This window comes from Streptomyces sp. NPDC006512 (assembly GCF_040611935.1).
Classification (GTDB): domain Bacteria; phylum Actinomycetota; class Actinomycetes; order Streptomycetales; family Streptomycetaceae; genus Streptomyces.
Window position 1 is genome coordinate 31490 of sequence record NZ_JBEXPG010000061.1, and the last position, 22242, is coordinate 53731.

The window sequence follows — 22242 nt, forward strand, 5'->3', positions numbered from 1 at the left end:
GTGAGGTCCTCACGTCACATACGGAAGATGCCGAACGGCGACTCGCCCAGCGGGGCGTTCGCGCACGCGGTCAGGGCCAGTCCCAGCACCTGCCGGGTCTCCATCGGGTCGATGACCCCGTCGTCCCACAGCCGCGCGGTGGCGTAGTAGGCGTTGCCCTGCTCCTCGTACTGCGCCCGGACCGGGGCCTTGAAGGCCTCCTCGTCCTCGGCCGGCCAGTCCTGGCCCGCGCCCTCGATCTGGTCGCGCTTGACGGTGGCGAGGACCGAGGCGGCCTGCTCCCCGCCCATCACCGAGATCTTGGCGTTGGGCCACATCCACAGGAAGCGGGGCGAGTACGCCCGGCCGCACATCGAGTAGTTGCCCGCGCCGTACGAGCCGCCGACGACCACGGTCAGCTTCGGGACCCGGGTGCAGGCCACGGCCGTCACCATCTTGGCGCCGTGCTTGGCGATGCCGCCCGCCTCGTAGTCGCGGCCGACCATGAACCCGGAGATGTTCTGGAGGAACAGCAGCGGGATGCCGCGCTGGTCGCACAGCTCGATGAAGTGGGCGCCCTTCTGGGCGGATTCGGAGAACAGGATGCCGTTGTTGGCGACGATCCCGACCGGGTGCCCGTGGATCCGGGCGAAGCCGGTCACCAGCGTCTGCCCGAACTCGGCCTTGAACTCCTGGAAGCGGGAGCCGTCCACGATCCGCGCGATGATCTCGCGGGCGTCGTAGGGGGTGCGGGAGTCGACCGGGACCGCGCCGTAGAGGCCGTACGGGTCCACCTTGGGCTCCTCGGGAGCCTCCACCGACCAGGGCAGGGCCCCGCGCGCGGGCAGGGTCGCCACGATGTTCCGTACGATCCGCAGCGCGTGGGCGTCGTCCTCCGCGAGGTGGTCGGTGACGCCGGAGGTCCGCGAGTGGACCTCACCGCCGCCGAGCTCCTCGGCCGTGACGACCTCACCGGTCGCGGCCTTCACCAGCGGCGGGCCGCCGAGGAAGATCGTGCCCTGGCCGCGCACGATGACGGCCTCGTCGCTCATCGCCGGGACGTACGCTCCGCCGGCCGTGCAGGAGCCGAGGACGGCCGCGATCTGCGGGATTCCCGCCCCCGACATGCGGGCCTGGTTGTAGAAGATGCGGCCGAAGTGCTCCCGGTCGGGGAAGACCTCGTCCTGCATGGGGAGGAAGGCGCCGCCGGAGTCGACCAGGTAGAGGCAGGGGAGACGGTTCTCCAGGGCCACCTCCTGGGCGCGCAGGTGCTTCTTGACGGTCATCGGGTAGTACGTGCCGCCCTTGACGGTGGCGTCGTTCGCGACGATGACGCACTCGCGGCCGCTGACCCGTCCGATGCCGGCGATCACACCCGCGGCGGGGGCCGCGCCCCCGTACATGCCCTCGGCGGCCAGCGGGGCCAGCTCCAGGAAGGGGGACCCCGGGTCCAGGAGGGCGTCCACGCGGTCGCGGGGCAGGAGCTTGCCGCGCGCGGTGTGGCGGGCGCGGGCCCGCTCGCCGCCGCCGAGCCGGGCCGCGTCGAGCCGGGCGCGCAGGCCCTCGGTCAGCTCGTGGTGGGCGGCCTCATTGGTCCGCCAGGCCTCGGACGCCGGGTCCGCGGCGCTCGTCAGCACTGGTGCCTGCTGCATCGGTCGAGCTCCCTTGCTCGGTGCATGCTTGTTAGTGAGCGTTAACACTCTGGGTATCAGGTTAACGAGCGCTAACGGCCCTGTCTAGAATGGATTCCCATGAGCACCAGAGCGGCCGCCCCGACCCGACGCGAGCAGATCCTCAGTGAGGCCGCTCGTCTCTTCGCGGAGCGCGGCTTCCACGGCGTCGGCGTGGACGAGATAGGGGCCGCGGTCGGCATCAGCGGCCCCGGCCTGTACCGGCACTTCGCGGGCAAGGACGCGATGCTCGCCGAACTGCTCGTCGGCATCAGCGAGCGGCTGCTGACGGGCGGCCGCCGCCGCGTCGAGGAGGCGGCCGGTGACCCGCGGGAGGTGCTCGCCTCCCTCGTCGAGGGCCACATCGACTTCGCGCTCGACGACCGGGCGCTGATCACCCTCCACGACCGGGAACTGGACCGGCTGCGGGAGGCCGACCGCAAGCTCGTGCGCCAGCTCCAGCGCCAGTACGTGGAGCTGTGGGTGACCGTCGTGCGCGAGCTGCACCCCGAGGTGGGGGAGGCGGAGGTACGCGTCTCCGTGCACGCGGTCTTCGGCCTGCTGAACTCGACCCCCCACCTGGCAGCGCTCGGCCGCGACGCCACGGAGGCCCTGCTGAGGCGCCTGGCGAACGGCGCCTTCGGGGCCCTGTCGGGGTGAGCCGGACATGAGGTGGGGTGTCCGACGGCCGGGACGGAGCAGACGGCTCCGGCCGGACGGCGGCAGAATGGGCGCCATGCCGATAGAGACGCCCGTACCCAGCCGCGCCGAACTCGTCGAACACCTGCTCCGCACGCGGATCGCGGGGGAGGTGGCGACCCCGCGCGAGAACAACCTCAGCCACTACCGCAAGCTCGCCAACGGAGACCGCCACTACTGGCTCGGCCTGGAGCTCGGGGACCGCTGGAGCGACGAGCAGGACGTGCTCGCGGTCATGGCCGAGCGCTGCGGGGTCGTGGACGACCCGACGCACCGCCAGGGCCAGGACACCATCGACCCCGAGCTGACCGTCGCCGCCCTGGACCGGCTCGCGGCCCGGCTGCACAAGGCCGCGCTGGACCGGCAGAGCGTGCTCTTCGCCACCGGCCACCCGGGCGGCCTCCTCGACGTGCACCGCGCCACCGCGGACGCGCTGCGGGCGGCCGGCTGCGAGATCGTGGTGATCCCGCAGGGCCTGACCGCCGACGAGGGCTCCGTCTGGCAGTTCGCGGGCGTCGCGGTGCAGGAACGCGGGGCGACGCTGTGGCACACCCACTCCCCGGCGCCGATGGCCGCGATCCTCGACGGCCTCGCGGCGCAGGGCCGCCCCCAGCCGGACCTCGTCGTCGCCGACCACGGCTGGGCGGGCTGCGCCGCGCAGCGCGGCCTCGACGCGGCGGGCTACGCCGACTGCAACGACCCGGCGCTCTTCCTCGCCGAGGCCGAGGGCACCCTCCAGATCGCCGTCCCCCTGGACGACCACGTCCGCGACCCCCGCTTCTACGACCCGATGACGGCCTACCTCCTGTCCACGGCGGGCCTCGCCGACGTCTGACGGGCGGGGCCGGCCGGGAGCCGCCGGGGCGCGGGGGCCGCGGCGGCGCGCGTCAGGAGGGGGTCGGGTCCAGGTAGACCCGGCGGACGGCCGGGAAGCGTTCGCGGAGCTGCGCCTCGGCCACCTCGCAGGCGGCCTCCACCTGCCGGGCCGACGCCAGGTCGTGGAAGTCGATCTTCGCCGCGATCAGGACCTCGTCCGGGCCCTGCACCAGGGTCGTCAGCTCCAGGACGCCCTCGATGTGCAGGACCGACAGCAGCTCCTCCCGGACCTCCTCGCGCATCCGGGCCGGCAGCGGCCGCCCGATCAGGTACTGCGCGTTCGAGCGGCCCAGCTCCCACGCCACCCACACCAGCAGCAGCCCGATCAGCAGCGACGCCACCCCGTCGTACGCGCCCGAACCGGTCAGCTGCGCCCCCAGCAGCCCGCCCGCCGCCAGCGCGAGCCCGACCAGCGCGGCGGCGTTCTCCAGCAGTACCGCCTTCACGGCCGTGTCCGGGGTGTGCTTCACGTACAGGCCCAGCGGCGCCCGCATCCGCGCCGCCTCGCCGCGGACCTGGCGCCACGCCACCAGCAGCGAGTAGCCCTCCAGTACGGCGGCGACCGCGAGGACGACGTACGAGAGCGTCGGGCTGCCCGGGTCCTCGCCGTGGACCAGGGTGTGGACGCCGTCGTACACGGCGAAGACCGCGCCGCCGACGAAGGTGGCGACCGAGGCGAGCAGCGCCCAGATGTAGCGCTCGGGCCCGTACCCCAGCGGGTGGGCCTCGTCGGCCGGCCGGTCGCTGCGCTTGAGGGCGGTCAGCAGCAGCACCTCGGTCACCGTGTCGGCGACCGAGTGCGCCGCCTCGGCCAGCATCGCGCTCGACCCGCTGAGGATCCCGGCGGCCGCCTTCGCGGCGGCGATCCCGAGGTTGGTGACGGTGGCGACGACGACCGTGGCGACGCTTTCGGGCTGTTCGGTCATGACGCGACGGTATGTCCGCCCCTCGGGCGGACCGCTCAGCGACACCCGCCGGCCGGTTCAGGCGCGGGGTACGCGCACGACGCCTTCCTGGATGACGGTGACCGCGAGGCGGCCGTCCTGGGTCCAGATGCGGGCCTGGCCGAGGCCGCGGCCGGCCGCCGCCGAGGGGGACTCCTGGTCGTACAGGAGCCATTCGTCGGCGCGGAACGGCCGGTGGAACCACATGGCGTGGTCCAGCGAGGCGCCGACGACGTCGCCCACCGCCCAGCCGCCCCGGCCGTGCGCGAGCAGCACCGAGTCCAGCAGGGTCATGTCGGAGACGTACGTGGCCAGGCAGGTGTGCAGCAGCGGGTCGTCCGCGAGCTTGCCCCGGGTGCGGAACCACACCTGGGAGCGCGGCTCGACCGGCTCCCCGACGCTGCCCCACGGCGGCGTCGTCGCGTACCGCAGGTCCACCGCGGAACGGGCCGCGAGGAGCCGTTCGACGGTCCCCGGGTCGCGGAAGACGTCCCGGTACAGCGGGAGGGACTCGGCGGCGGTCGGCAGGGACTCGGGGTCCGGCGCCTGCGGCATCGGGGCCTGGTGGTCGAGCCCCTCCTCGTACGTCTGGAACGACGCCGACAGGTGGAAGATCGGCTGTCCGTGCTGGACGGCGACCACCCGGCGGGTGGTGAAGGAGCGCCCGTCGCGGATCCGGTCGACGGAGTACACGATGGGCGCGCCCGGGTCGCCGGCCCGCAGGAAGTACGAGTGCAGCGAGTGCGCCGACCGGTCCGCGGGCACGGTCCGGCCGGCCGCGACCAGCGCCTGGGCCGCGACCTGTCCGCCGAAGACGCGCGGCACGAGGGACTGCCGGCTCGTGCCGCGGAAGATGTTCTCCTCGATCTGCTCCAGGTCGAGCAGATCGAGGAGATCGGCGAGCGCCTCGTTGTCGTCGAGCTCGGCCAAGGGGACTTACAGACCCATCGACTTGGCGATGATGGACTTCATGACCTCGCTGGTGCCGCCGTAGATGCGGTTCACGCGGTTGTCGGCGTACAGGCGGGCGATCGGGTACTCGTTCATGTAGCCGTAGCCGCCGTGCAGCTGGAGGCACTTGTCGATGACGCGGTGCGCGACCTCGGTGCAGAACAGCTTCGCGGAGGCGGCCTCGGCGGCGGTCAGCTCACCGGCGTCCAGGGCCTCCAGGGCGCGGTCGGCGACCGCCTCGGCGGCGTCCACCTCGGCCTGGCAGGAGGCCAGTTCGAACTTGGTGTTCTGGAAGTGCGCGACGGGCTTGCCGAAGACGGTGCGGTCCTGGACGTACTGCTGGGCGAACCGGACGGCGGCCTTGGCCTGCGCGTACGCGCCGAAGGCGATGCCCCAGCGCTCGGAGGGCAGGTTGGCGCCGAGGTAGTAGAAGCCCTTGTTCTCCTCGCCCATCAGGTCCTCGACCGGGACCTTCACGTCGACGAACGCCAGCTCGGCGGTGTCGGAGGTGCGCAGGCCGAGCTTGTCCAGCTTGCGGCCGATGGAGTAGCCCTCGGACTTGGTGTCCACGGCGAAGAGGGAGATGCCGAAGCGGCGGTCGTCCTCGCGCGGGGCGGAGGTGCGGGCGCAGACGATCACGCGGTCGGCGTGCACGCCGCCGGTGATGAAGGTCTTGGAGCCGTTGAGGACGTAGTGGGTGCCGTCCTCGGAGAGCTTGGCGGTGGTCTTCATGCCCGCGACGTCGGAACCGGTGCCCGGCTCGGTCATCGCGAGGGCCCACATCTCCTCACCGGAGACGAACTTCGGGAGGTAACGCTTCTTCTGCTCGTCGGTGGCGAGCATCTTGATGTAGGGCAGCGCGAGCAGCACGTGCACGCCGGAGCCGCCGAAGTTCACGCCCGCGCGCGAGGTCTCCTCGTAGAGGACGGCCTCGAACTTGTGGGTGTCCAGGCCCGCGCCGCCGAACTCCTCGGGCACGTTGATGCCGAAGACGCCCAGCTCGCCGAGCTTGTAGTAGAAGTCGCGAGGAGCCTGGCCCGCCTGGAACCACTCGTCGTAGACGGGAACGACCTCGGCCTCGATGAAGGCGCGGATGGTCTCGCGGAACGCCTCGTGGTCCTCGTTGAAAACGGTACGGCGCACTGGGCCGGCTCCCTTCGGTCGCGGCGGTCCGCCGCTCATGCCTAAGCGCTTGCTCAGATTAAGTTACCGGCGAGTTGTCCGCCCTGTCCAGAGCCGGTCGCGGACCGCGGGACGCGTCAGTACGAGAAGGCCATCGGCCGGTCGGGGTCCCCGTCGTCGTCACCGCCGATCCGGCGGGGCGTTTCCAGGTCGGCGGGGGTGAGCACGGGCGGCCCGGCCATGACGTACTTGACCATGAGCCGGATCTCGATCAACGCGAGCGCCGCGTACAGCAGGGTGTAGACGGCGAGGGAGGTGATGACCTCGGGCAGGGTGACGGTCGGGGAGACCGCGTCCCGGGTGCGCAGCACTCCGTAGACGACCCACGGCTGGCGGCCCATCTCGGTGAAGATCCAGCCCCAGGAGTTGGCGATCAGGGGGAAGGCCAGCGTCCACACGGCCAGGCGCCAGTACCAGACCGTCAGCCAGGACCCCAGCGTCCGGCCGCGGGTCACGGCCAGGTGCGGCACCTCGTCCTCGCCGGTCCGCAGGCCGGGGTCGAGCAGGAACCGCCGGCGGGTCAGCCACAGTCCCACCGCGCCGACGGCGAGCGAGGTCATGCCGAAGCCGATCATCCAGCGGAAGCTCCAGAACGCGACGGGGATGTCGGGCCGGTAGTCGCCCGGACCGTACTTCTGCCGTTCGGCCGCGTTCGTGTCGTTGATGCCCGGCACGTACGCGGTGAAATTGCCCTCCGCGAGGAAGGAGAGCAGGCCGGGGACCGACCACTCCACGGTGTTGTGCCCCTGCGCGACGTCGCCGATGGCGAAGACGGAGAAGGGGGCCGGGGCTTCGCCGTCCCACAGGGCCTCGGCGGCGGCCATCTTCATCGGCTGCTGCCGGAACATCACCTTCCCGAGGGTGTCCCCGCTGAACGCCACCAGGACCCCGGCGAGCAGCATCGTCACCAGGCCGAGGCGCATCGAGGCGCGCATCACCGGCACGTGCCGGCCGCGCCGCAGGTGCACGGCCGCGATGCCGACCATGAAGGCGCCGCCGGTCAGGAAGGCGGCGGTGAGGGTGTGGTAGACGACGACGAGGGTGGTGTCCTGGGTCAGGACCAGCCAGAAGTCGGTGAGCTCGGCCCGGCCGCGTTCCTCGTTGATGCGGTAGCCGACGGGGTGCTGCATCCAGGAGTTGGCGGCGAGGATGAAGTAGGCGGACAGGACGGTGCCGATCGAGACCATCCAGATGCAGGCGAGGTGGATCTTCTTGGGCAGCTTGTCCCAGCCGAAGATCCACAGGCCGATGAAGGTCGATTCGAAGAAGAAGGCGATCAGGGCCTCGAAGGCGAGGGGGGCTCCGAAGACGTCGCCGACGAAGCGCGAGTAGTCGGACCAGTTCATGCCGAACTGGAACTCCTGCACGATGCCGGTGACGACACCCATCGCGATGTTGATCAGGAACAGCCGGCCCCAGAACTTCGTGGCCTCCAGGTACTTCTCCCGGCCCGTGCGCACCCACGCGCTCTGGAGGACGGCGACCAGGGCCGACAGGGAGATCGTGAGCGGGACGAACAGGAAGTGGTACACGGTGGTGATGCCGAACTGCCACCGGGCCATCGTGTCGAAGGCCAGAGCCAGGTCCATTCGCTTCCTCACCTCGCCTCGGGGAGATCACTCTCGCCCCCGCCCGTGCTCCGGGCCGCGCACCGACGTCCCCGCACCCCCCGGGTTACGCCGGACGGCGGACAAGGGGGAGCGGGTTCAGGCCGCCGGGGATCCGGGTCCCGGACCGTGCGCGAGGTGGTCGGCCAGCGCCTCGTTGGTGAGGACCGGTCCGGCCCGCAGGACGGTGTTCCGGCGCCCGGGATGGGCGGCCCGGTGCGCCCGCTCCAGTTCCCGGGCCCGGGACAGGCCGGCTGCGCAGTCCTCGCCGCGCAGGGCCGTGTCCAGCGCGTCGCCCGTAGCCGCGATCAGCGGGGCCATGGCGCGCACCGCCGCGTCGGCCCGCTCCGGGGCGGGCGCCCCGCCCTGCCGGGTCTCCAGTTCGCGCGCGAGCAGCAGCAGGGCCGGAGCCGTGCGCGCGGCCAGCCGCAACCGGGGGCGGAGGCTGCCGGCCGGCCCGCCCGGGGGCCGCCGGGGCGGCAGGAGCACCGTGCGGCCCGTCCTGCGGTCCAGGGCGACGAGCAGTTCGTGCGGGCGGTGCCACAGCGCGAACGGGTCGTCGGGGGCGGGGCCCGCCCGCCCCGAGGCGGCGTCGGCCGCGATCCGCTCCAGCCGGGCGCGCAGGCCGGTGCGGTACGCCTCCAGGCCGGACGCCGCCTCCCGGTACGGGTCGGGGGGCCACAGCAGCGGGCCGAGGAGCAGCACGACGGCGATGCCGACCGCGCTCTCGACCAGCCGGGCCAACGGGTACCCGGGCGTCGGGGTGGCGTAGATCATCAGGGCGGTGATCAGCACCTGCTGGTTGGGGGAGCCCTTGTGGCTCAGCAGGTACATCCCGGCGCAGCTGCACACCAGCATGACCAGGAACGAAGCCGGGCCCGACGGCAGCCAGTGCAGGACGGTCACGCTCAGCACCACGCCCGCGATCACGCCCACCAGCCGCTGGAGGGCCGGCCCGGGCGCCGAGAACACGTCCTCGCGCAGGATCAGCACGGCCGGCAGCGCGGCCGCCACGGGCGCCGAGCTCGTACCGAACCACCACAGGCACAGGTACCAGGGGACGGCCGCGCACACCACGAGCCGCGCGGCCGGGGCCGTTCGCTCGGCGAACGCACGCTTCCCCGTCACCACGGACATCCCGGACATGCGGCACATCGTAGGCGCGTACCCGCCGCCCGATCGGCCCGCCACCCCACCGCCGCCACCCGGACGAGGGGCGGTTACCTCAGGGCCCGGCCGTCGGTTGGCGGTCCTCCCCGGACGGCCGGGGGCGGTCCCAGCGCAGCGCGAACCACAGTTCCATCCGGGTGTCCGGATCGTCCAGGTCCCGCTCCAGCAGGTCCGCGCAGCGGGCCACGCGCTGGCGGACGGTGTTGCGGTGCACCCCCAGGGCGGCGGCCGTACGGTCCCAGCCGCCGTGGTGCGCCAGCCAGCCGCGCAGGGTGTCCCGCAGCGCGGGGGAGAGCGGCGCGAGCAGGGCGGCGGCGTGCGCACGGGCCTCCGCCTCCCCGACCAGGCCCGCGAAACCGGGGTCGGTGTGCCGGGCGAGCGGGGCCCGGGCCGCCTCGGCGCGCTCCAGGGCCCGCCGGGCCTGCGCGTCGGCGGTGCGCAGCTCCCCGGCCGCCGCCGGAGCGCTCACCCCGAGCCGCCAGCCGGGCTGCGGGCCGGGCTCCCGGTCGGTGAGCAGGCGTACGCCGTCCGGGCGCGGGTCCGCCAGTACGGTGCCCAGCGCCGCCGCGAGGGCCTGCGGGCCCGCGCCGCCCCGGGCGTGCACGGCGTACCAGGGGCCGGGGGTCAGGGCCGCCGCCGGATCCCCGTCCAGCAGGAGGCGGGTCAGGGCGGCCGCCTCGTCCCCCGCCGGGCGGTCCGCCGTGAGCAGGGTCAGCAGCACCGCCGCGACGGAGGCGATGGTGTGGTCCCCGGGGGCCCGGGCCGGGGTCGCCAGGCCCAGCACCCGGCCCCCGCCGACCGCGTAGGCCGCCAGGTGCGTCCCGCCGAGGGTGTCGGTGGCGGTCGCGGCGGCCCCGGGCGCCACCCGCGCGGCCAGGGCCTCCAGCGCCTCGCGCACCGCCACCGCGGGCGGGGCCCCGGCGCTCGGGGCCCCGGTCCCGGCCGGACCCCCGCCCGGCGGCAGCAGCGCCGCCCAGCCGTTCAGAGCGGCCGCCAGGCGGGACAGGACCGCCGGGACCGGGGACGGGCGGGCCGCCGCCGCGGCCAGGGTCTGCTGCGCCTCCGCGACCCGGCGCAGCTCGCGCGTCCGGGCCTCCGCCATCAGCCGCCACACCGCGCGGGCGACGGCCGTGAACGGGGTGTGCGGGGGGACCTCCAGCAGCGGCAGCCCGTGCCGGGCGCAGGCCTCGGCCAGCGCCGGCGGCACCTCCTCGTGGACCGGGGCCACACCGAAGCCGAGGGCGGCGGCCCCGGCCGCGACCAGCCGGGCCGCGTACCCGTCCGGGTCCCCGCCGGGCCCGGCCCCGGCGGTGAGCAGCAGCTCCCCGCCCAGCAGGTACGGCGACGGGTCGGCCATCTCCGAAGCGTGCACCCCGTACACCCGCGCCTCGCCGGGCCCCGCGAGGAGCCGCAGCCCGAGCTCCCGGTCGGCGGTCAGCGCGGCCAGCGGGACCGGCGGGGTGGGGGGAGCCTCCATGGCTACTCCGTACATGTGAAAGGGCGGCAGTGGATGAAACGTACACTTCGCCCGCCCGGGGTGTCCGCTTACGCTCGAAGGACCGCACCCGCAGAACCCCCCTGCGCCACCCCGCAGCGCACCCGCGGAACCCGTAGGACCACAGAAGGGCACCCCCCATGAGCACGCAGCCGCGCGGCCCCGTCGACTCCTCCCGCATCCCGCGCTACGCGGGCCCCGCGACCTTCGCCCGGCTGCCCCGCCTCGACGAGGTCGGCGGCAAGGCCGACGTGGCCGTCGTCGGCGTGCCCTTCGACTCCGGCGTCTCCTACCGCCCGGGCGCCCGCTTCGGCGGCAACGCCATCCGCGAGGCCTCCCGCCTGCTGCGCCCGTACAACCCGGCCCAGGACGCCTCCCCGTTCGCCCTCGCGCAGGTCGCGGACGCCGGTGACATCGCCTGCAACCCGTTCAACATCAACGAGGCCGTCGAGACGGTCGAGGCCGCCGCGGACGAGCTCATCGGCAACGGCTCCCGCCTGATGACCCTCGGCGGCGACCACACCATCGCCCTGCCGCTGCTGCGCTCCGTCGCGAAGAAGCACGGCCCGGTCGCGCTCCTCCACTTCGACGCGCACCTCGACACCTGGGACACCTACTTCGGCGCCGAGTACACCCACGGCACCCCGTTCCGCCGCGCCGTCGAGGAGGGCATCCTCGACACCGAGGCGCTCTCCCACGTCGGCACCCGCGGCCCGCTGTACGGCAAGCAGGACCTCGACGACGACGCCAAGATGGGCTTCGGCATCGTCACCTCGGCCGACGTCTACCGCCGCGGCGCCGACGAGGTCGCCGACCAGCTGCGCCAGCGCATCGGCGACCGCCCGCTGTACATCTCCATCGACATAGACGTGCTCGACCCGGCGCACGCGCCCGGCACCGGCACCCCCGAGGCGGGCGGCATGACCTCCCGCGAGCTGCTGGAGATCATCCGCGGCCTGTCCTCCTGCAACCTCGTTTCCGCCGACGTCGTCGAGGTCGCCCCGGCGTACGATCACGCCGAGATCACCTCGGTCGCGGCCTCGCACACCGCGTACGAGCTCACCACGATCATGAGCCGTCAGATCGCCGCTTCCCGGCAGGGCTGACCAGCACAGCACAGCACCGCAGGACGCGGCGCGGCGACGGCGCAGCGAAGGCGAAGGGCAGCCCCACACCGTGACGCACGACCACGACCTGGTACTCCGTCCCACCGAGGCCCAGACGGCGGCCGCCCTGGCGCCGCCACCGGGCCGCACGGGCGGGGACCTGGTCGTGGAGACCCTGCGCGGGCTCGGCGCGACCACCGTGTTCGGCCTGCCCGGCCAGCACGCGCTCGGCCTGTTCGACGCCGTCGGCCGCTCCGACCTGCGCCTGGTCACCCTGCGGGTGGAGAACAACGCGGGCTTCGCGGCCGACGCGTACGGCCGCCTCACCGGCGAGGCGGCCCCGCTGCTGCTCTCCACGGGCCCGGGCGCGCTGACGGCCCTGCCCGCCCTCGCCGAGGCGGCGGCCGCCTCGGCGCCGGTCCTCGCGATCTCCTCCCAGGTGCCCGTGGCGGGCCTGGGCGGCGGCCGCCGCGGCCACCTCCACGAGCTGCGCGACCAGGCCGCGTCCTTCCGGGACGTGGTGAAGTCCGTCCACGTCGCCCGCAGCCCCTCACAGATCCCCTCCGTGATCGCCGAGGCCTGGGAATCGGCGATCACGACCCCGCACGGCCCGGTCTGGGTGGAGATCCCCGAGGACGTGCTGCGCGCGGAAACGGTCCTCCCGCAGGTCACCGGCATGGACGCGACCCCGCACGAACTGGCCCCGCGCCCCGAGCTGACCGCGCTCGCCGCGCACTGGCTCTCGAACGCCTCCCGCCCGGTGATCATCGCGGGCGGCGGGGTGATCCGCTCCGACGCGGCCGGCAAGCTCAAGCAGCTCGCCGAGCGCCTGAACGCCCCCGTGGTCACCACCTTCGGCGGCAAGGGCGCCTTCCCCTGGAACCACCCGCTGTCCCTGCGGTCCTGGCTGGAGGACCGCCACACGACGGACTTCCTGGAGGACGCGGACGTCCTGCTGGTCGTCGGCTCCGGCCTCGGCGAACTCTCCTCGAACTACCACACCTTCTTCCCGACGGGCCGGATCGTCCAGATCGAGGCCGACCTCGGCAAGCTGGAGTCCAACCACCCGGCCCTGGGCATCCACGCCGATGCCCGGCTCGCCCTCCAGGCCCTGCTGGAGACGGTCTCCGAACGCGAGGACCCGGGCGCCCCGGAGCGCGTACGGGCGCTCCTCGCCGCGGTCGGGGCCCGCCTCGCCACCCAGGACGTCACCCTGGAACAGGACCTGCTGCGCTCCGTCCGGGCGGCCCTCCCGGCGCGCTCGCCCTCCTTCTGGGACATGACGATCCTGTCCTACTGGGCCTGGTCGGCCTTCGACCCGAAGCACCCGAACACCATGCACTCCGCCCAGGGCGCCGGCGGCCTCGGCTACGCCTTCCCGGCGGCCCTCGGCGCGGCCGTGGCCGAGCCGGACACCCCCGTGCTGGCCGTCTCCGGCGACGGCGGCGCGATGTACTCGATCGCCGAACTCGCCACCGCCCGCCAGCACGACCTCGACGTCACCTGGCTGATCGTGGACGACGGGGGCTACGGCATCCTCCGCGAGTACATGACGGACTCCTTCGGACGCCCCGTCGCGACGGAACTCACCCGCCCCGACTTCGTCGCCCTCGCCGCCTCCTTCGACGTCCCGGCCGCGACCACCACCCCGGAATCCCTGCGCGCGGACCTCGCCGGGGCCCTCGCCACCCCGGGCCCCTCCGTCCTGGTCCTCCCCACCACCCTGAAGATGTTCGCCCCGACCCACCTCTGAGACGGCCTGCCGGTCCCGCCGCCGCCCTCATCCTCCCGGCCCCGCCCCGCTCGCACCGCCCGGACCCCAGTGCGATTGTTGCGGCGGGATGAAATCCGCCGGTCGGGGCGTTGGGGGAGGCGGCAGGACAGCAGCGACGGGGAGGAACCACGTGACGGCGGGACAGACGGAGGCAGGGGAGAAACAGGGCTGGGGCAGGCGGCTGGCCGCCTACACGTGGCGGTACAAGACCAACGTGCTGCTCGCCCTCGGGTCCTCGCTGGCCGGCATGGCCGTCATGGCGCTCGTACCACTGGTCACCAAGGTCATCATCGACGACGTCGTCGGCGACAAGAGCCGCGAGATGGCCCCCTGGGCCGGCATGTTCATAGCCGCCGCCGTCCTCGTGTACGTACTCACCTACATACGCAGATACTACGGCGGCCGCCTCGCCCTCGACGTGCAGCACGACCTGCGCACCGACATGTACGACACCATCGCCCGCCTCGACGGGCGCCGCCAGGACGAACTGTCCACCGGCCAGGTCGTCGGCCGCGCCACCAGCGACCTCCAGCTGATCCAGGGCCTGCTCTTCATGCTCCCGATGACCATCGGGAACTTCCTCCTCTTCGGGATATCCCTCGGGATCATGCTGTGGCTCTCGCCGCTGCTGACCCTCGTCGCGCTGCTCATGGCCCCCGCCCTCTGGTTCATCGCCAAGCGCAGCCGCAAGAAGCTCTTCCCCGCCACCTGGTACGCCCAGGGCCAGGCCGCCGCCGTCGCCACCGTCGTCGACGGGGCCGTGACCGGCGTCCGCGTCGTCAAGGGCTTCGGGCAGGAGGAGCAGGAGACCGGGAAGCTGCGCACCGCCGGACGCCGCCTCTTCGGCGGCCGGATGCGCGCCATCCGCCTCAACTCCCGCTACACCCCCGCCCTCCAGGCCGTACCCGCACTCGGACAGGTCGCCATCCTGGCCCTCGGCGGCTGGATGGCCACCCGCGGCCAGGTCACCCTCGGCACCTTCGTCGCCTTCTCGACCTACCTCGCCCAGCTCGTCGGCCCCGTCCGCATGCTCGCGATGGTCCTCACCGTCGCCCAGCAGGCCCGCGCCGGCGCCGAGCGCGTCTTCGAGCTCATCGACACCGAGCCCGTCATCCCCGAGGGCGAGCGCGAGCTGCCCGCCGACGCCCCCGCCACCGTCGAGTTCGACGACGTCCGCTTCGGGTACGACCCCGAGCGGCCCGTCCTCGACGGCTTCTCCCTCACCATCGCGGAGGGCGAGACCGTCGCCGTCGTCGGCGCCTCCGGCAGCGGCAAGTCCACCGTGTCCCTGCTCCTGCCGCGCTTCTACGACGCCGACCGGGGCACCGTCCGCGTCGGCGGCCACGACGTCCGCGAGCTGACGTACGACTCCCTGCGCGCCGCCATCGGCCTCGTCCCCGAGGACTCCTTCCTCTTCTCCGACACCATCCGCGCGAACATCGCCTACGGCCGCCCCGACGCGAGCGAGGAGGACGTCCGCGCCGCCGCCCGCGCCGCCCAGGCCGAAGGCTTCGTCGAGGCCCTCCCCGCCGGCTACGACACCAAGGTCGGAGAACAGGGCCTCACCCTCTCCGGCGGCCAGCGCCAGCGCATCGCCCTCGCCCGCGCCATCCTCACCGACCCCCGGCTGCTGCTCCTCGACGACGCCACCTCCGCCGTCGACGCCCGCGTCGAGCACGAGATCCACGAGGCGCTGCGGTCCGTCATGGCCGGCCGGACCACCCTGCTGATCGCCCACCGCCGCTCCACCCTCGCCCTCGCCGACCGGATCGCGGTCCTGGACCGAGGCCGGCTCGCCGACATCGGCACCCACGAGGAACTGGAACTGCGCTCGGCCCTGTACCGCAGGCTCCTGACCGACCCCGACGCCCTCGGGGCCGGCTCGCCGCGCACCCCCGGCGCACCGCAGGCGGCCGCGTACGGCCGGCCCGCCGGACGGGACCTGGAGCGGGACCTCGAACTCGAAGCCGAGATCGACTCCGAACCGGTCAGCGCCAAGCGCCGGGTCAGCGACGGCGTCACCCCCGAACTGTGGCGGCGCCAGGACGAGGACCGGTCCACCGCCGCCCCCGGTACGGCGGCCCCCGCCGGCGCCGCCCCCGGCGCCGGGCACTCCCTGGCCGGCGCCGTCGCCGGCATGCCCGCCACCCCCGAACTCCTCGCGCAGGTGGCCGCGCTGCCGCCCGTCGACGACCGGCCCGACGTGGACGAGGCCCGCGCCTCGGCCGCCGAGGACGGCTACGGCCTGCGCCGTCTGCTGCGCGGCTTCTGGGCGCCGCTCGCCATCAGCCTCGGCCTCGTCGCCCTCGACGCCGGCTCCGGGCTGCTGCTGCCCATCCTGATCCGGCACGGCATCGACCAGGGCGTCGAACAGGCCGCCCTCGGGGCCGTCTGGGTGGCCTCCGGGCTCGCCCTCGCCCTGGTCATCGGCCAGTGGGCGGCCCAGTTCGCCGAGACCCGGATGACCGGGCGCACCGGCGAGCGCGTGCTGTACGCGCTGCGCGTCAAGATCTTCGCGCAGCTCCAGCGGCTCGGCCTCGACTACTACGAGCGCGAGCTGACCGGCAAGATCATGACGCGGATGACCACCGACGTGGACGCCCTGTCGACCTTCCTGCAGACCGGCCTCGTCACCGCGGTGGTCTCCGTCCTGACCTTCTTCGGGATCCTCGTCGCCCTGCTCGTCCTCGACGTCGGGCTCGCGCTGATCGTCTTCGCGACGCTGCCCCTGCTGGTCATCGGCACGATCGTGTTCCGCCGGAAGTCGGTCGCCGCCTACGAGCTCGCCCGGGACCGGGTCAGCACGGTCAACGCCGACCTCCAGGAGTCCGTCGCCGGGCTGCGCCTGCTCCAGGCGTTCCGCCGGGAGGGGGCCGGCGCCGCCCGCTTCGCCGAGCGCAGCAACGCGTACCGCGAGGCGCGGGTGCGCGGCCAGTGGCTGATCTCCGTGTACTTCCCGTTCGTGCAGCTGCTGTCCTCGGGCGCGGCGGCGGCCGTCCTGATCGTCGGCGCGGGCCGGGTCGAGGCGGCCACGCTCACCACCGGCGCGCTCGTCGCCTACCTGCTCTACATCGACCTGTTCTTCGCCCCGGTCCAGCAGCTCTCCCAGGTCTTCGACGGCTACCAGCAGGCCACCGTCTCCCTCGGCCGGATCCAGGACCTGTTGCGCGAGCCCACCACCACCCCCCGCCCCGCGGACCCGCGCGAGGTGCGCCGGCTGCGCGGGGACATCGCCTTCGAGGACGTGCGCTTCCAGTACGGCACCGCCGAGGAGCGCGGGGAGAAGGGCGAGGCGCTGGCCGGCATCACCCTGCGGATACCCGCGGGGCAGACCGTCGCCTTCGTCGGCGAGACCGGCGCCGGGAAGTCCACCCTGGTCAAGATGGTGGCCCGGTTCTACGACCCGACCTCCGGCCGGGTCACCGCCGACGGCGCGGACCTGAAGGAGCTGGACCTGACGGAGTACCGCCACCGGCTCGGGGTCGTCCCCCAGGAGTCCTACCTCTTCCCGGGGACGGTCCGTGACGCCATCGCCTACGGGCGGCCCGAGGCCTCCGACGCCGAGGTGGAGGCGGCGGCCCGCGCGGTCGGCGCCCACGAGATGATCGCCACCCTCGACGGCGGCTACCTGCACACCGTCTCCGAACGCGGCCGCAACCTGTCGGCGGGCCAGCGCCAGCTGATCGCCCTGGCCCGGGCGGAACTCGTCGACCCGGACGTGCTGCTGCTCGACGAGGCCACCGCGGCCCTCGACCTGGCCACCGAGGCCCAGGTCAACCAGGCCACCGACCGGCTCGCGGGCAAGCGCACCACCCTGGTCGTCGCCCACCGGCTGACGACCGCCGCCCGCGCCGACCGGGTCGTGGTCATGGACCGCGGCAGGGTCGTCGAGGACGGCAGCCACGGCGAACTGCTGGCCCGCGGCGGCCGGTACGCCGAGCTGTGGCGGACCTTCGTCGGAGAGGACGAGCCGGCGGCGGCCGCGTAGCCGTCCTGGCCCTTCAGGGCGCCCCGGGGATCAGAGCTCGCCGAAGAGCAGGTTCCCCGGGGCGTCCTCGTCGTCACCGGTGTAGTACTCGCGTACGGCGTCGAGGAGCTCGTCCACGGACAGGTACCCGTCGTGGTTCTTGTCGATCTTCGCGAAGAGCGCGTCGGCGTCGGCGATCTCCAGCTTCGTGTCGAAGGCCAGCTGCGCCTTGTGGAACTCCTCGGGGCTGATGTGCCCGTCGCCGTTGGTGTCGACGACCGCGAGGATCGCCCGGGCCAGCGGGCGGAAGGACTTGTCGTAGGCGGGCCCGCCGTTCTTGTAGAGGCGGGTCATGCCCTCCGCGTACTCCTGGGGGGTGAGCTTTCCGTCCCGGTCGAGGTCGAGCTCCGCGAACAGGTCCACCCAGAAGTCGGTGAGCCCGCGGAACACCTCCGCGGCCTTCGGGGAGTCGGCGGGCTCTTCCATAGCGGCCATCAGCCGGGTCCCGAGCGCGATCACGTCCTCCGCGTCGATCACACCGTTGCCGTTGTCGTCGAAGTGCGCGAAGGCGCGCTCCAGCTTGCGGTCGAGCAGGTCGTTCGTCATGTCGGATGCCTTTCACGGCTACGGTGGGCGGTCGCTCGGTCGCCTAGCGTAGTGTCCTCGCTGATCGTGAACTCCCGCTCTCCCCCTGGGAAGTTGTGGATGCACTCTTACGAGGTAGCGCAGGACCCGGCGGGTCCCGAGGGGCTCCGGCGGCCCGGCCGGGACTCACTTGTGCCGTGCAACCATCTCCGGGGCCCAGGCGTCGTACGTGCGTACGTGTTACGTACGACCGATCGGGGGGCCAGGGTGTTGCAGCGGTGGAAGGGGCGGGGCGGGCGGCGGGTCGTGTCGGCCGGGGTGTTCGGGGCGGCGCTCTGGCTCGGCGCCGGGGGCCTGTTCGCGGCGCCTCCCGCGCAGGCTGCGACCGGCGGCTGTCCCGGCCGGCTGGTCAAGACGCTGCCGTTCTCCACGGGGGAGGTGCGCGTGTACAAGAGCCGGACCCAGGCCTGTGCGATGACGGTCGCCGCGAAGCCCGGCGAGCGCCGCCGGATGGTCGTGGACGTTCAGCCACGTGGCGGCGTCCCCGTCCGCGATGCGGGGCAATTCACCCGGTTCGCGGGCCCCGTCGTCGTCGGAGCGGTCAAGCGGTGTGTCTATGTGAAGGGCGGCGTGGCGGCCGGATCCGTTTCCTCCGGCTGGATCCTGTGCTGAGGCTCAGGCCCAACCGGTACTGTTCACGGGCGTGTTGACCCCGCTAGGTTCACGGCGACCAGTGTGAACTCAAGGGGAGGGTGAATGCGCAAGACGCTCGGATGGCTGCTGTCGCTCGTGGTGCTCATCGGCACCATGGGCGCGGCCGGCGCCACGGCTCAAGCGGCCACCGCCGCGGGGCCTGCCGCCGCCACGGACATCAAGGACCGGATCCTCGGGATTCCGGGGATGAGCCTGATCGAGGAGAAGCCGTACCCCGGGTACCGCTTCTTCGTACTGAACTACGAGCAGCCGGTCGACCACCGGCAGCCGTGGAAGGGCACCTTCAAGCAGCGCCTGACCCTTCTGCACAAGGACGTCTCCCGCCCGACGGTGTTCTTCACCTCGGGCTACAACGTCAACACCAACCCGCGCCGGAGCGAGCCGACGACGATCGTCGACGGCAACCAGGTCTCCCTGGAGTATCGATTCTTCACGCCGTCCCGGCCCGACCCGGCCAACTGGGCGAAGCTGGACATCTGGCAGGCCGCCAGCGACCAGCACCGCGTCTTCACCGCCCTGAAGAAGATCTACGGCAAGAACTGGCTGTCCACCGGCGGCAGCAAGGGCGGCATGACGGCGACGTACTACGAGCGCTTCTACCCGCGTGACATGGACGGCGTCGTCGCCTACGTGGCCCCCAACGACGTGGTCAACAAGGAGGACTCGGCCTACGACCGGTTCTTCGCCAAGGTCGGCACCAAGGAGTGCCGCGACCGGCTGAACGCCGTCCAGCGCGAGGCCCTCGTCCGCCGCGTCCCGCTGGAGGCCAAGTACGCCACCGCCGCCGCCGAGAACGGCTGGACCTTCCACACCGTCGGCAACCTCGACAAGGCCTACGAGGCCGTCGTCCTCGACTACGTGTGGGCGTTCTGGCAGTACAGCCTGCTCGCCGACTGCTCCGCCATCCCCACCGCGGCCACCGCCAGCGACCAGGAGATCTGGGACACCATCGACGCGATCTCCGGCTTCTCGGCCTACGCCGACCAGGGACTGGAGACGTACACGCCGTACTACTACCAGGCGGGCACGCAGCTCGGCTCGCCCGACATCAAGCAGCCCCACCTCAAGGGACTGAGCCGCTACGGCTACCAGCCGCCGCGCAACTTCGTCCCGCGTGACATCCCCATGACGTTCCAGCCGGGCGCCATGGCCGACGTGGACGGCTGGGTGCGCGACAACGCCCACCAGATGCTGTTCGTGTACGGGCAGAACGACCCGTGGGGAGCCGAGCCCTTCCACCTCGGGTACAAGGCGCGCGACAGCTACGTCATGACCGCGCCGGGCGCCAACCACGGGGCCAACGTGGCCCAGCTCCAGGAGGGCGAGAAGGCCCTCGCCACGGCGAAGATCCTCCAGTGGGCCGGGGTGGCACCCGCCGCCGCGCTCACCGACTCCGCGAAGGCGGCCCCGCTGGCCGCACCGGACGCGGAGCTCGACCGGCGCGACCTGGAGCGCGAGCCGCAGCTGCGGCCGTAACGCGGGCTCAGGGGGCCACGGGCGGGTAGGACAGTCCGTGGCCCAGCGGGTAGCGGCCCGGCACCGGGACCGGGAGGCGGCCGGCCGGCCGCCGCTCCCCGGTGATCACCCGGGCCGCCGCCCGCAGCTCCACGTCCGTCCACGAGTACGTCGCCACCTCCGCCGCGCAGGCCGGCAGCCGCGCCGCGTCGTAGGGGTTGCGGATCGCCACCAGCACCACCGGAACCCCCGTGGCGATCAGGTCCGTCACCAGCGTCCGCTGCGGACTCTCCCCCTCCGGGACGTTGTACGTGCACACCAGCACCGCCGCGTGCCCCTTGGCCGCCGCCACCGCGCGGGCCGGGGGCACCGCCGTCGCCCGGCACCCCAGGGCGGCGAGCTCCCGTGCCAGGACCGTCGTGGGGGGTCCCGTGGTACCGCTGGGGGAGACCGGGTCGGTCCCGGTCACCAGCAGCCGGGGCCCGGCGGCCGCGGCCAGCGGCAGCAGCCCCCGCGGGTTCGCCAGCAGGGTCGTGGTCACGGCCGCGATCTCGTCGGCCGCCGCCAGGTTCGCGGCCGTGCCCACCACCTCGTCCAGCGGCGGCGGCGCCGGATCCGACGTTTCGGGGAACAGGCCCCGGCGGGCCTTCAGTTCCAGGATCCGCAGCACCGACTCCGCGATCCGCTCCCGCGACAGCTCCCCCGACTCCACCGCCGCCAGCACGCTCCGCTGGGCGAGCCCGAGGTCCGGCGCGTTCAGCAGCTGGTCGCAGCCCGCCTTGAGGGCCAGCACCGGGACCCGGTCCTCCCCGTACTTCTGCCGGACCCCGGCCATGTCGAGCGCGTCGGTGACCACCACCCCCCGGAAGCCCAGGCGTTCGCGCAGGATGCCGGTCACGATGGGCCGCGAGAGGGTCGCCGGGTCCCCCGAGGGATCCAGCGCGGGGAAGACGATGTGCGCCGTCATCACCGCGTCCACGCCCGCCTCCACCACCGCCCGGAACGGCGGCTCGTCCAGCTCCTCCCACTCGGCGCGGGAGTGCCGCATCACCGGCAGCCCGACGTGACTGTCGGTCTCGGTGTCGCCGTGGCCCGGGAAGTGCTTCGCCGTGGCCGCCACCCCCGCGCTCTGGTAGCCCCGGACCTGGGCCGCGGCCAGCTCCGCCACCGCGAGCGGATCGGAACCGAAGGACCGTACGCCGATCACCGGATTGGCCGGGTTCACGTTCACGTCGGCCACCGGCGCGTAGTCCTGCCGGATCCCCAGCGCGGCCAGCTCGGCGCCCGCGATCCGCGCGGCCCGGCGGGCGTCCGCCGCGGAACCGCCCGCGCCCAGCGCCATCGCCCCCGGGAACAGCGTCGCCGGCTTGCCGATCCGGGCCACCGCCCCGTGCTCCTGGTCGACGGAGAGCAGCAGCGGGATCCCGGCACCCGAGCCGGCCGCCGCCCGCTGGAGGCCGGCGGACAGCTCGGAGATCTGCTGCGGGGAACGGGTGTTCGCGGCCCACGCGAAGTAGATCACCCCGCCCAGGTGGTACCGCGCCACCAGTTCGGCGGCGCTGCGCACCCCGAACTGCGCCAGGTTCTTCTCGGCGTCCGCCGGATCGGGATCGGTCGCCGAGTGCCCGTACACCCGGGACACGAACAGCTGCCCGACCTGCTCGGCCAGGCTCATCCCGGCCACCAGGGTCCGCAGCCGCGCCCGGTCGGGGTGGCGGCCGGGCGGCCCCTCGGGGGAGCGCGAGTCGTCGGGGACGGCGTGGGACCCCCCGGCGGAGGCGGAGACGGCCCCGCCGGTGGTGACGGCGGCCAGGGCGGCGGCGAGCAGGGCCCGGCGGGAGGCGTGGTAGGGCACGCGCCGGACCCTACTGCCGGGCCGCGCCCCCGGCCCGGGGGACACTCGGGGGGTCCCCCGGAAGTGGGGCCGCCCGTGCGGCGCCCGGCACGTTCCGGGAGCCGCCCAACCCCGGCCGGCCTAGGGCCTGTCGTCAAACTCCCGTCGTCGCCCGGAGGGCGGCCCTGCGGCGTCTGGTGCGTGCTCTCGGTGCGCCGGGCGGAAGCCCGCGTA

General features: G+C 73.5%; 16 protein-coding genes. 7 read left to right on the forward strand and 9 right to left on the reverse strand.

Annotated elements, in window-relative coordinates:
- Window positions 1–14: 14 nt before the first annotated feature.
- Window positions 15–1631, reverse strand: coding sequence for a carboxyl transferase domain-containing protein (locus tag ABZZ17_RS32035; RefSeq protein WP_356881334.1), 1617 nt, complete (start codon window positions 1629–1631; stop codon window positions 15–17).
- Window positions 1632–1730: 99 nt separating this feature from the next.
- On the opposite strand from ABZZ17_RS32035, the gene ABZZ17_RS32040 reads away from it, so the two are divergent.
- Both ABZZ17_RS32040 and ABZZ17_RS32045 read left to right on the forward strand, forming a co-directional pair.
- The gene (locus ABZZ17_RS32040) at window positions 1731–2309 is read left to right on the forward strand and encodes a TetR/AcrR family transcriptional regulator (RefSeq protein WP_356881336.1); all 579 of its coding nucleotides are present in this window, start codon (window positions 1731–1733) and stop codon (window positions 2307–2309) included.
- A 67-nt stretch (window positions 2310–2376) separates the two neighbouring features.
- Window positions 2377–3183 carry a phosphatase gene (locus tag ABZZ17_RS32045; RefSeq protein WP_356881338.1) on the forward strand — a complete coding sequence of 269 codons (807 nt, stop codon included), beginning with the start codon at window positions 2377–2379 and terminating at the stop codon, window positions 3181–3183.
- A gap of 52 nt (window positions 3184–3235) precedes the next feature.
- Here ABZZ17_RS32045 and ABZZ17_RS32050 read toward each other — a convergent pair whose 3' ends face one another.
- The 6 genes from ABZZ17_RS32050 to ABZZ17_RS32075 form a co-directional block, all read right to left on the reverse strand.
- Window positions 3236–4150 (reverse strand): cation diffusion facilitator family transporter, encoded by a 915-nt coding sequence (locus ABZZ17_RS32050; protein ID WP_356881340.1) that lies wholly within the window; start codon window positions 4148–4150, stop codon window positions 3236–3238.
- A 57-nt stretch (window positions 4151–4207) separates the two neighbouring features.
- Entirely contained in the window at window positions 4208–5098 is an 891-nt protein-coding gene (gene tesB / locus ABZZ17_RS32055; RefSeq protein WP_356881342.1) for an acyl-CoA thioesterase II, read from the reverse strand.
- Window positions 5099–5104: 6 nt separating this feature from the next.
- Window positions 5105–6262: an acyl-CoA dehydrogenase family protein gene (locus ABZZ17_RS32060; RefSeq protein ID WP_356881344.1), complete on the reverse strand. Its 1158-nt coding sequence runs from the start codon at window positions 6260–6262 to the stop codon at window positions 5105–5107.
- 116 nt (window positions 6263–6378) lie between these two features.
- Window positions 6379–7890 carry a cytochrome ubiquinol oxidase subunit I gene (locus tag ABZZ17_RS32065; RefSeq protein ID WP_356881346.1) on the reverse strand — a complete coding sequence of 504 codons (1512 nt, stop codon included), beginning with the start codon at window positions 7888–7890 and terminating at the stop codon, window positions 6379–6381.
- Window positions 7891–8007: 117 nt separating this feature from the next.
- Window positions 8008–9054 carry an FUSC family protein gene (locus ABZZ17_RS32070; protein ID WP_356881348.1) on the reverse strand — a complete coding sequence of 349 codons (1047 nt, stop codon included), beginning with the start codon at window positions 9052–9054 and terminating at the stop codon, window positions 8008–8010.
- Between the two features lie 79 nt (window positions 9055–9133).
- Window positions 9134–10555, reverse strand: coding sequence for a helix-turn-helix domain-containing protein (locus ABZZ17_RS32075; RefSeq protein ID WP_356881350.1), 1422 nt, complete (start codon window positions 10553–10555; stop codon window positions 9134–9136).
- A gap of 158 nt (window positions 10556–10713) precedes the next feature.
- On the opposite strand from ABZZ17_RS32075, the gene speB reads away from it, so the two are divergent.
- From speB to ABZZ17_RS32090, 3 genes are all read left to right on the forward strand, one after another.
- Window positions 10714–11679 (forward strand): agmatinase, encoded by a 966-nt coding sequence (gene speB / locus ABZZ17_RS32080; RefSeq protein WP_356881352.1) that lies wholly within the window; start codon window positions 10714–10716, stop codon window positions 11677–11679.
- 70 nt (window positions 11680–11749) lie between these two features.
- Complete coding sequence (locus tag ABZZ17_RS32085) at window positions 11750–13432, forward strand: thiamine pyrophosphate-binding protein (protein ID WP_356881354.1); 1683 nt, start codon at window positions 11750–11752, stop codon at window positions 13430–13432.
- A gap of 151 nt (window positions 13433–13583) precedes the next feature.
- Window positions 13584–17441: an ABC transporter ATP-binding protein gene (locus tag ABZZ17_RS32090; protein WP_356881356.1), complete on the forward strand. Its 3858-nt coding sequence runs from the start codon at window positions 13584–13586 to the stop codon at window positions 17439–17441.
- Between the two features lie 30 nt (window positions 17442–17471).
- On the opposite strand, the gene ABZZ17_RS32095 is transcribed toward ABZZ17_RS32090, so the two are convergent.
- A complete protein-coding gene (locus ABZZ17_RS32095) occupies window positions 17472–18026 on the reverse strand; it encodes an EF-hand domain-containing protein (RefSeq protein WP_356881358.1) in 555 nt (184 codons plus the stop codon).
- 285 nt (window positions 18027–18311) lie between these two features.
- On the opposite strand from ABZZ17_RS32095, the gene ABZZ17_RS32100 reads away from it, so the two are divergent.
- Together ABZZ17_RS32100 and ABZZ17_RS32105 are read left to right on the forward strand one after the other, a co-directional pair.
- A complete protein-coding gene (locus ABZZ17_RS32100) occupies window positions 18312–18677 on the forward strand; it encodes a hypothetical protein (protein ID WP_356881360.1) in 366 nt (121 codons plus the stop codon).
- Window positions 18678–18761: 84 nt separating this feature from the next.
- Complete coding sequence (locus ABZZ17_RS32105) at window positions 18762–20195, forward strand: aminopeptidase (protein ID WP_356881362.1); 1434 nt, start codon at window positions 18762–18764, stop codon at window positions 20193–20195.
- A 7-nt stretch (window positions 20196–20202) separates the two neighbouring features.
- Here ABZZ17_RS32105 and ABZZ17_RS32110 read toward each other — a convergent pair whose 3' ends face one another.
- Entirely contained in the window at window positions 20203–22029 is a 1827-nt protein-coding gene (locus ABZZ17_RS32110; RefSeq protein ID WP_356881364.1) for a glycoside hydrolase family 3 N-terminal domain-containing protein, read from the reverse strand.
- Window positions 22030–22242: the final 213 nt, after the last annotated feature.

Bases quoted from the DNA above. Each gene is read 5' to 3' on its own strand.
- ABZZ17_RS32040 (WP_356881336.1), top strand. From the start codon at position 1,731: ATGAGCACCAGAGCGGCCGCCCCGACCCGACGCGAGCAGATCCTCAGT.
- ABZZ17_RS32045 (WP_356881338.1), top strand. From the start codon at position 2,377: ATGGGCGCCATGCCGATAGAGACGCCCGTACCCAGCCGCGCCGAACTC.
- ABZZ17_RS32035 (WP_356881334.1), bottom strand. From the start codon at position 1,631: ATGCAGCAGGCACCAGTGCTGACGAGCGCCGCGGACCCGGCGTCCGAG.
- ABZZ17_RS32050 (WP_356881340.1), bottom strand. From the start codon at position 4,150: ATGACCGAACAGCCCGAAAGCGTCGCCACGGTCGTCGTCGCCACCGTC.
- ABZZ17_RS32075 (WP_356881350.1), bottom strand. From the start codon at position 10,555: ATGGAGGCTCCCCCCACCCCGCCGGTCCCGCTGGCCGCGCTGACCGCC.
- ABZZ17_RS32105 (WP_356881362.1), top strand. From the start codon at position 18,762: ATGCGCAAGACGCTCGGATGGCTGCTGTCGCTCGTGGTGCTCATCGGC.
- speB (WP_356881352.1), top strand. From the start codon at position 10,714: ATGAGCACGCAGCCGCGCGGCCCCGTCGACTCCTCCCGCATCCCGCGC.
- ABZZ17_RS32070 (WP_356881348.1), bottom strand. From the start codon at position 9,054: ATGTCCGGGATGTCCGTGGTGACGGGGAAGCGTGCGTTCGCCGAGCGA.
- ABZZ17_RS32095 (WP_356881358.1), bottom strand. From the start codon at position 18,026: ATGACGAACGACCTGCTCGACCGCAAGCTGGAGCGCGCCTTCGCGCAC.
- ABZZ17_RS32065 (WP_356881346.1), bottom strand. From the start codon at position 7,890: ATGGACCTGGCTCTGGCCTTCGACACGATGGCCCGGTGGCAGTTCGGC.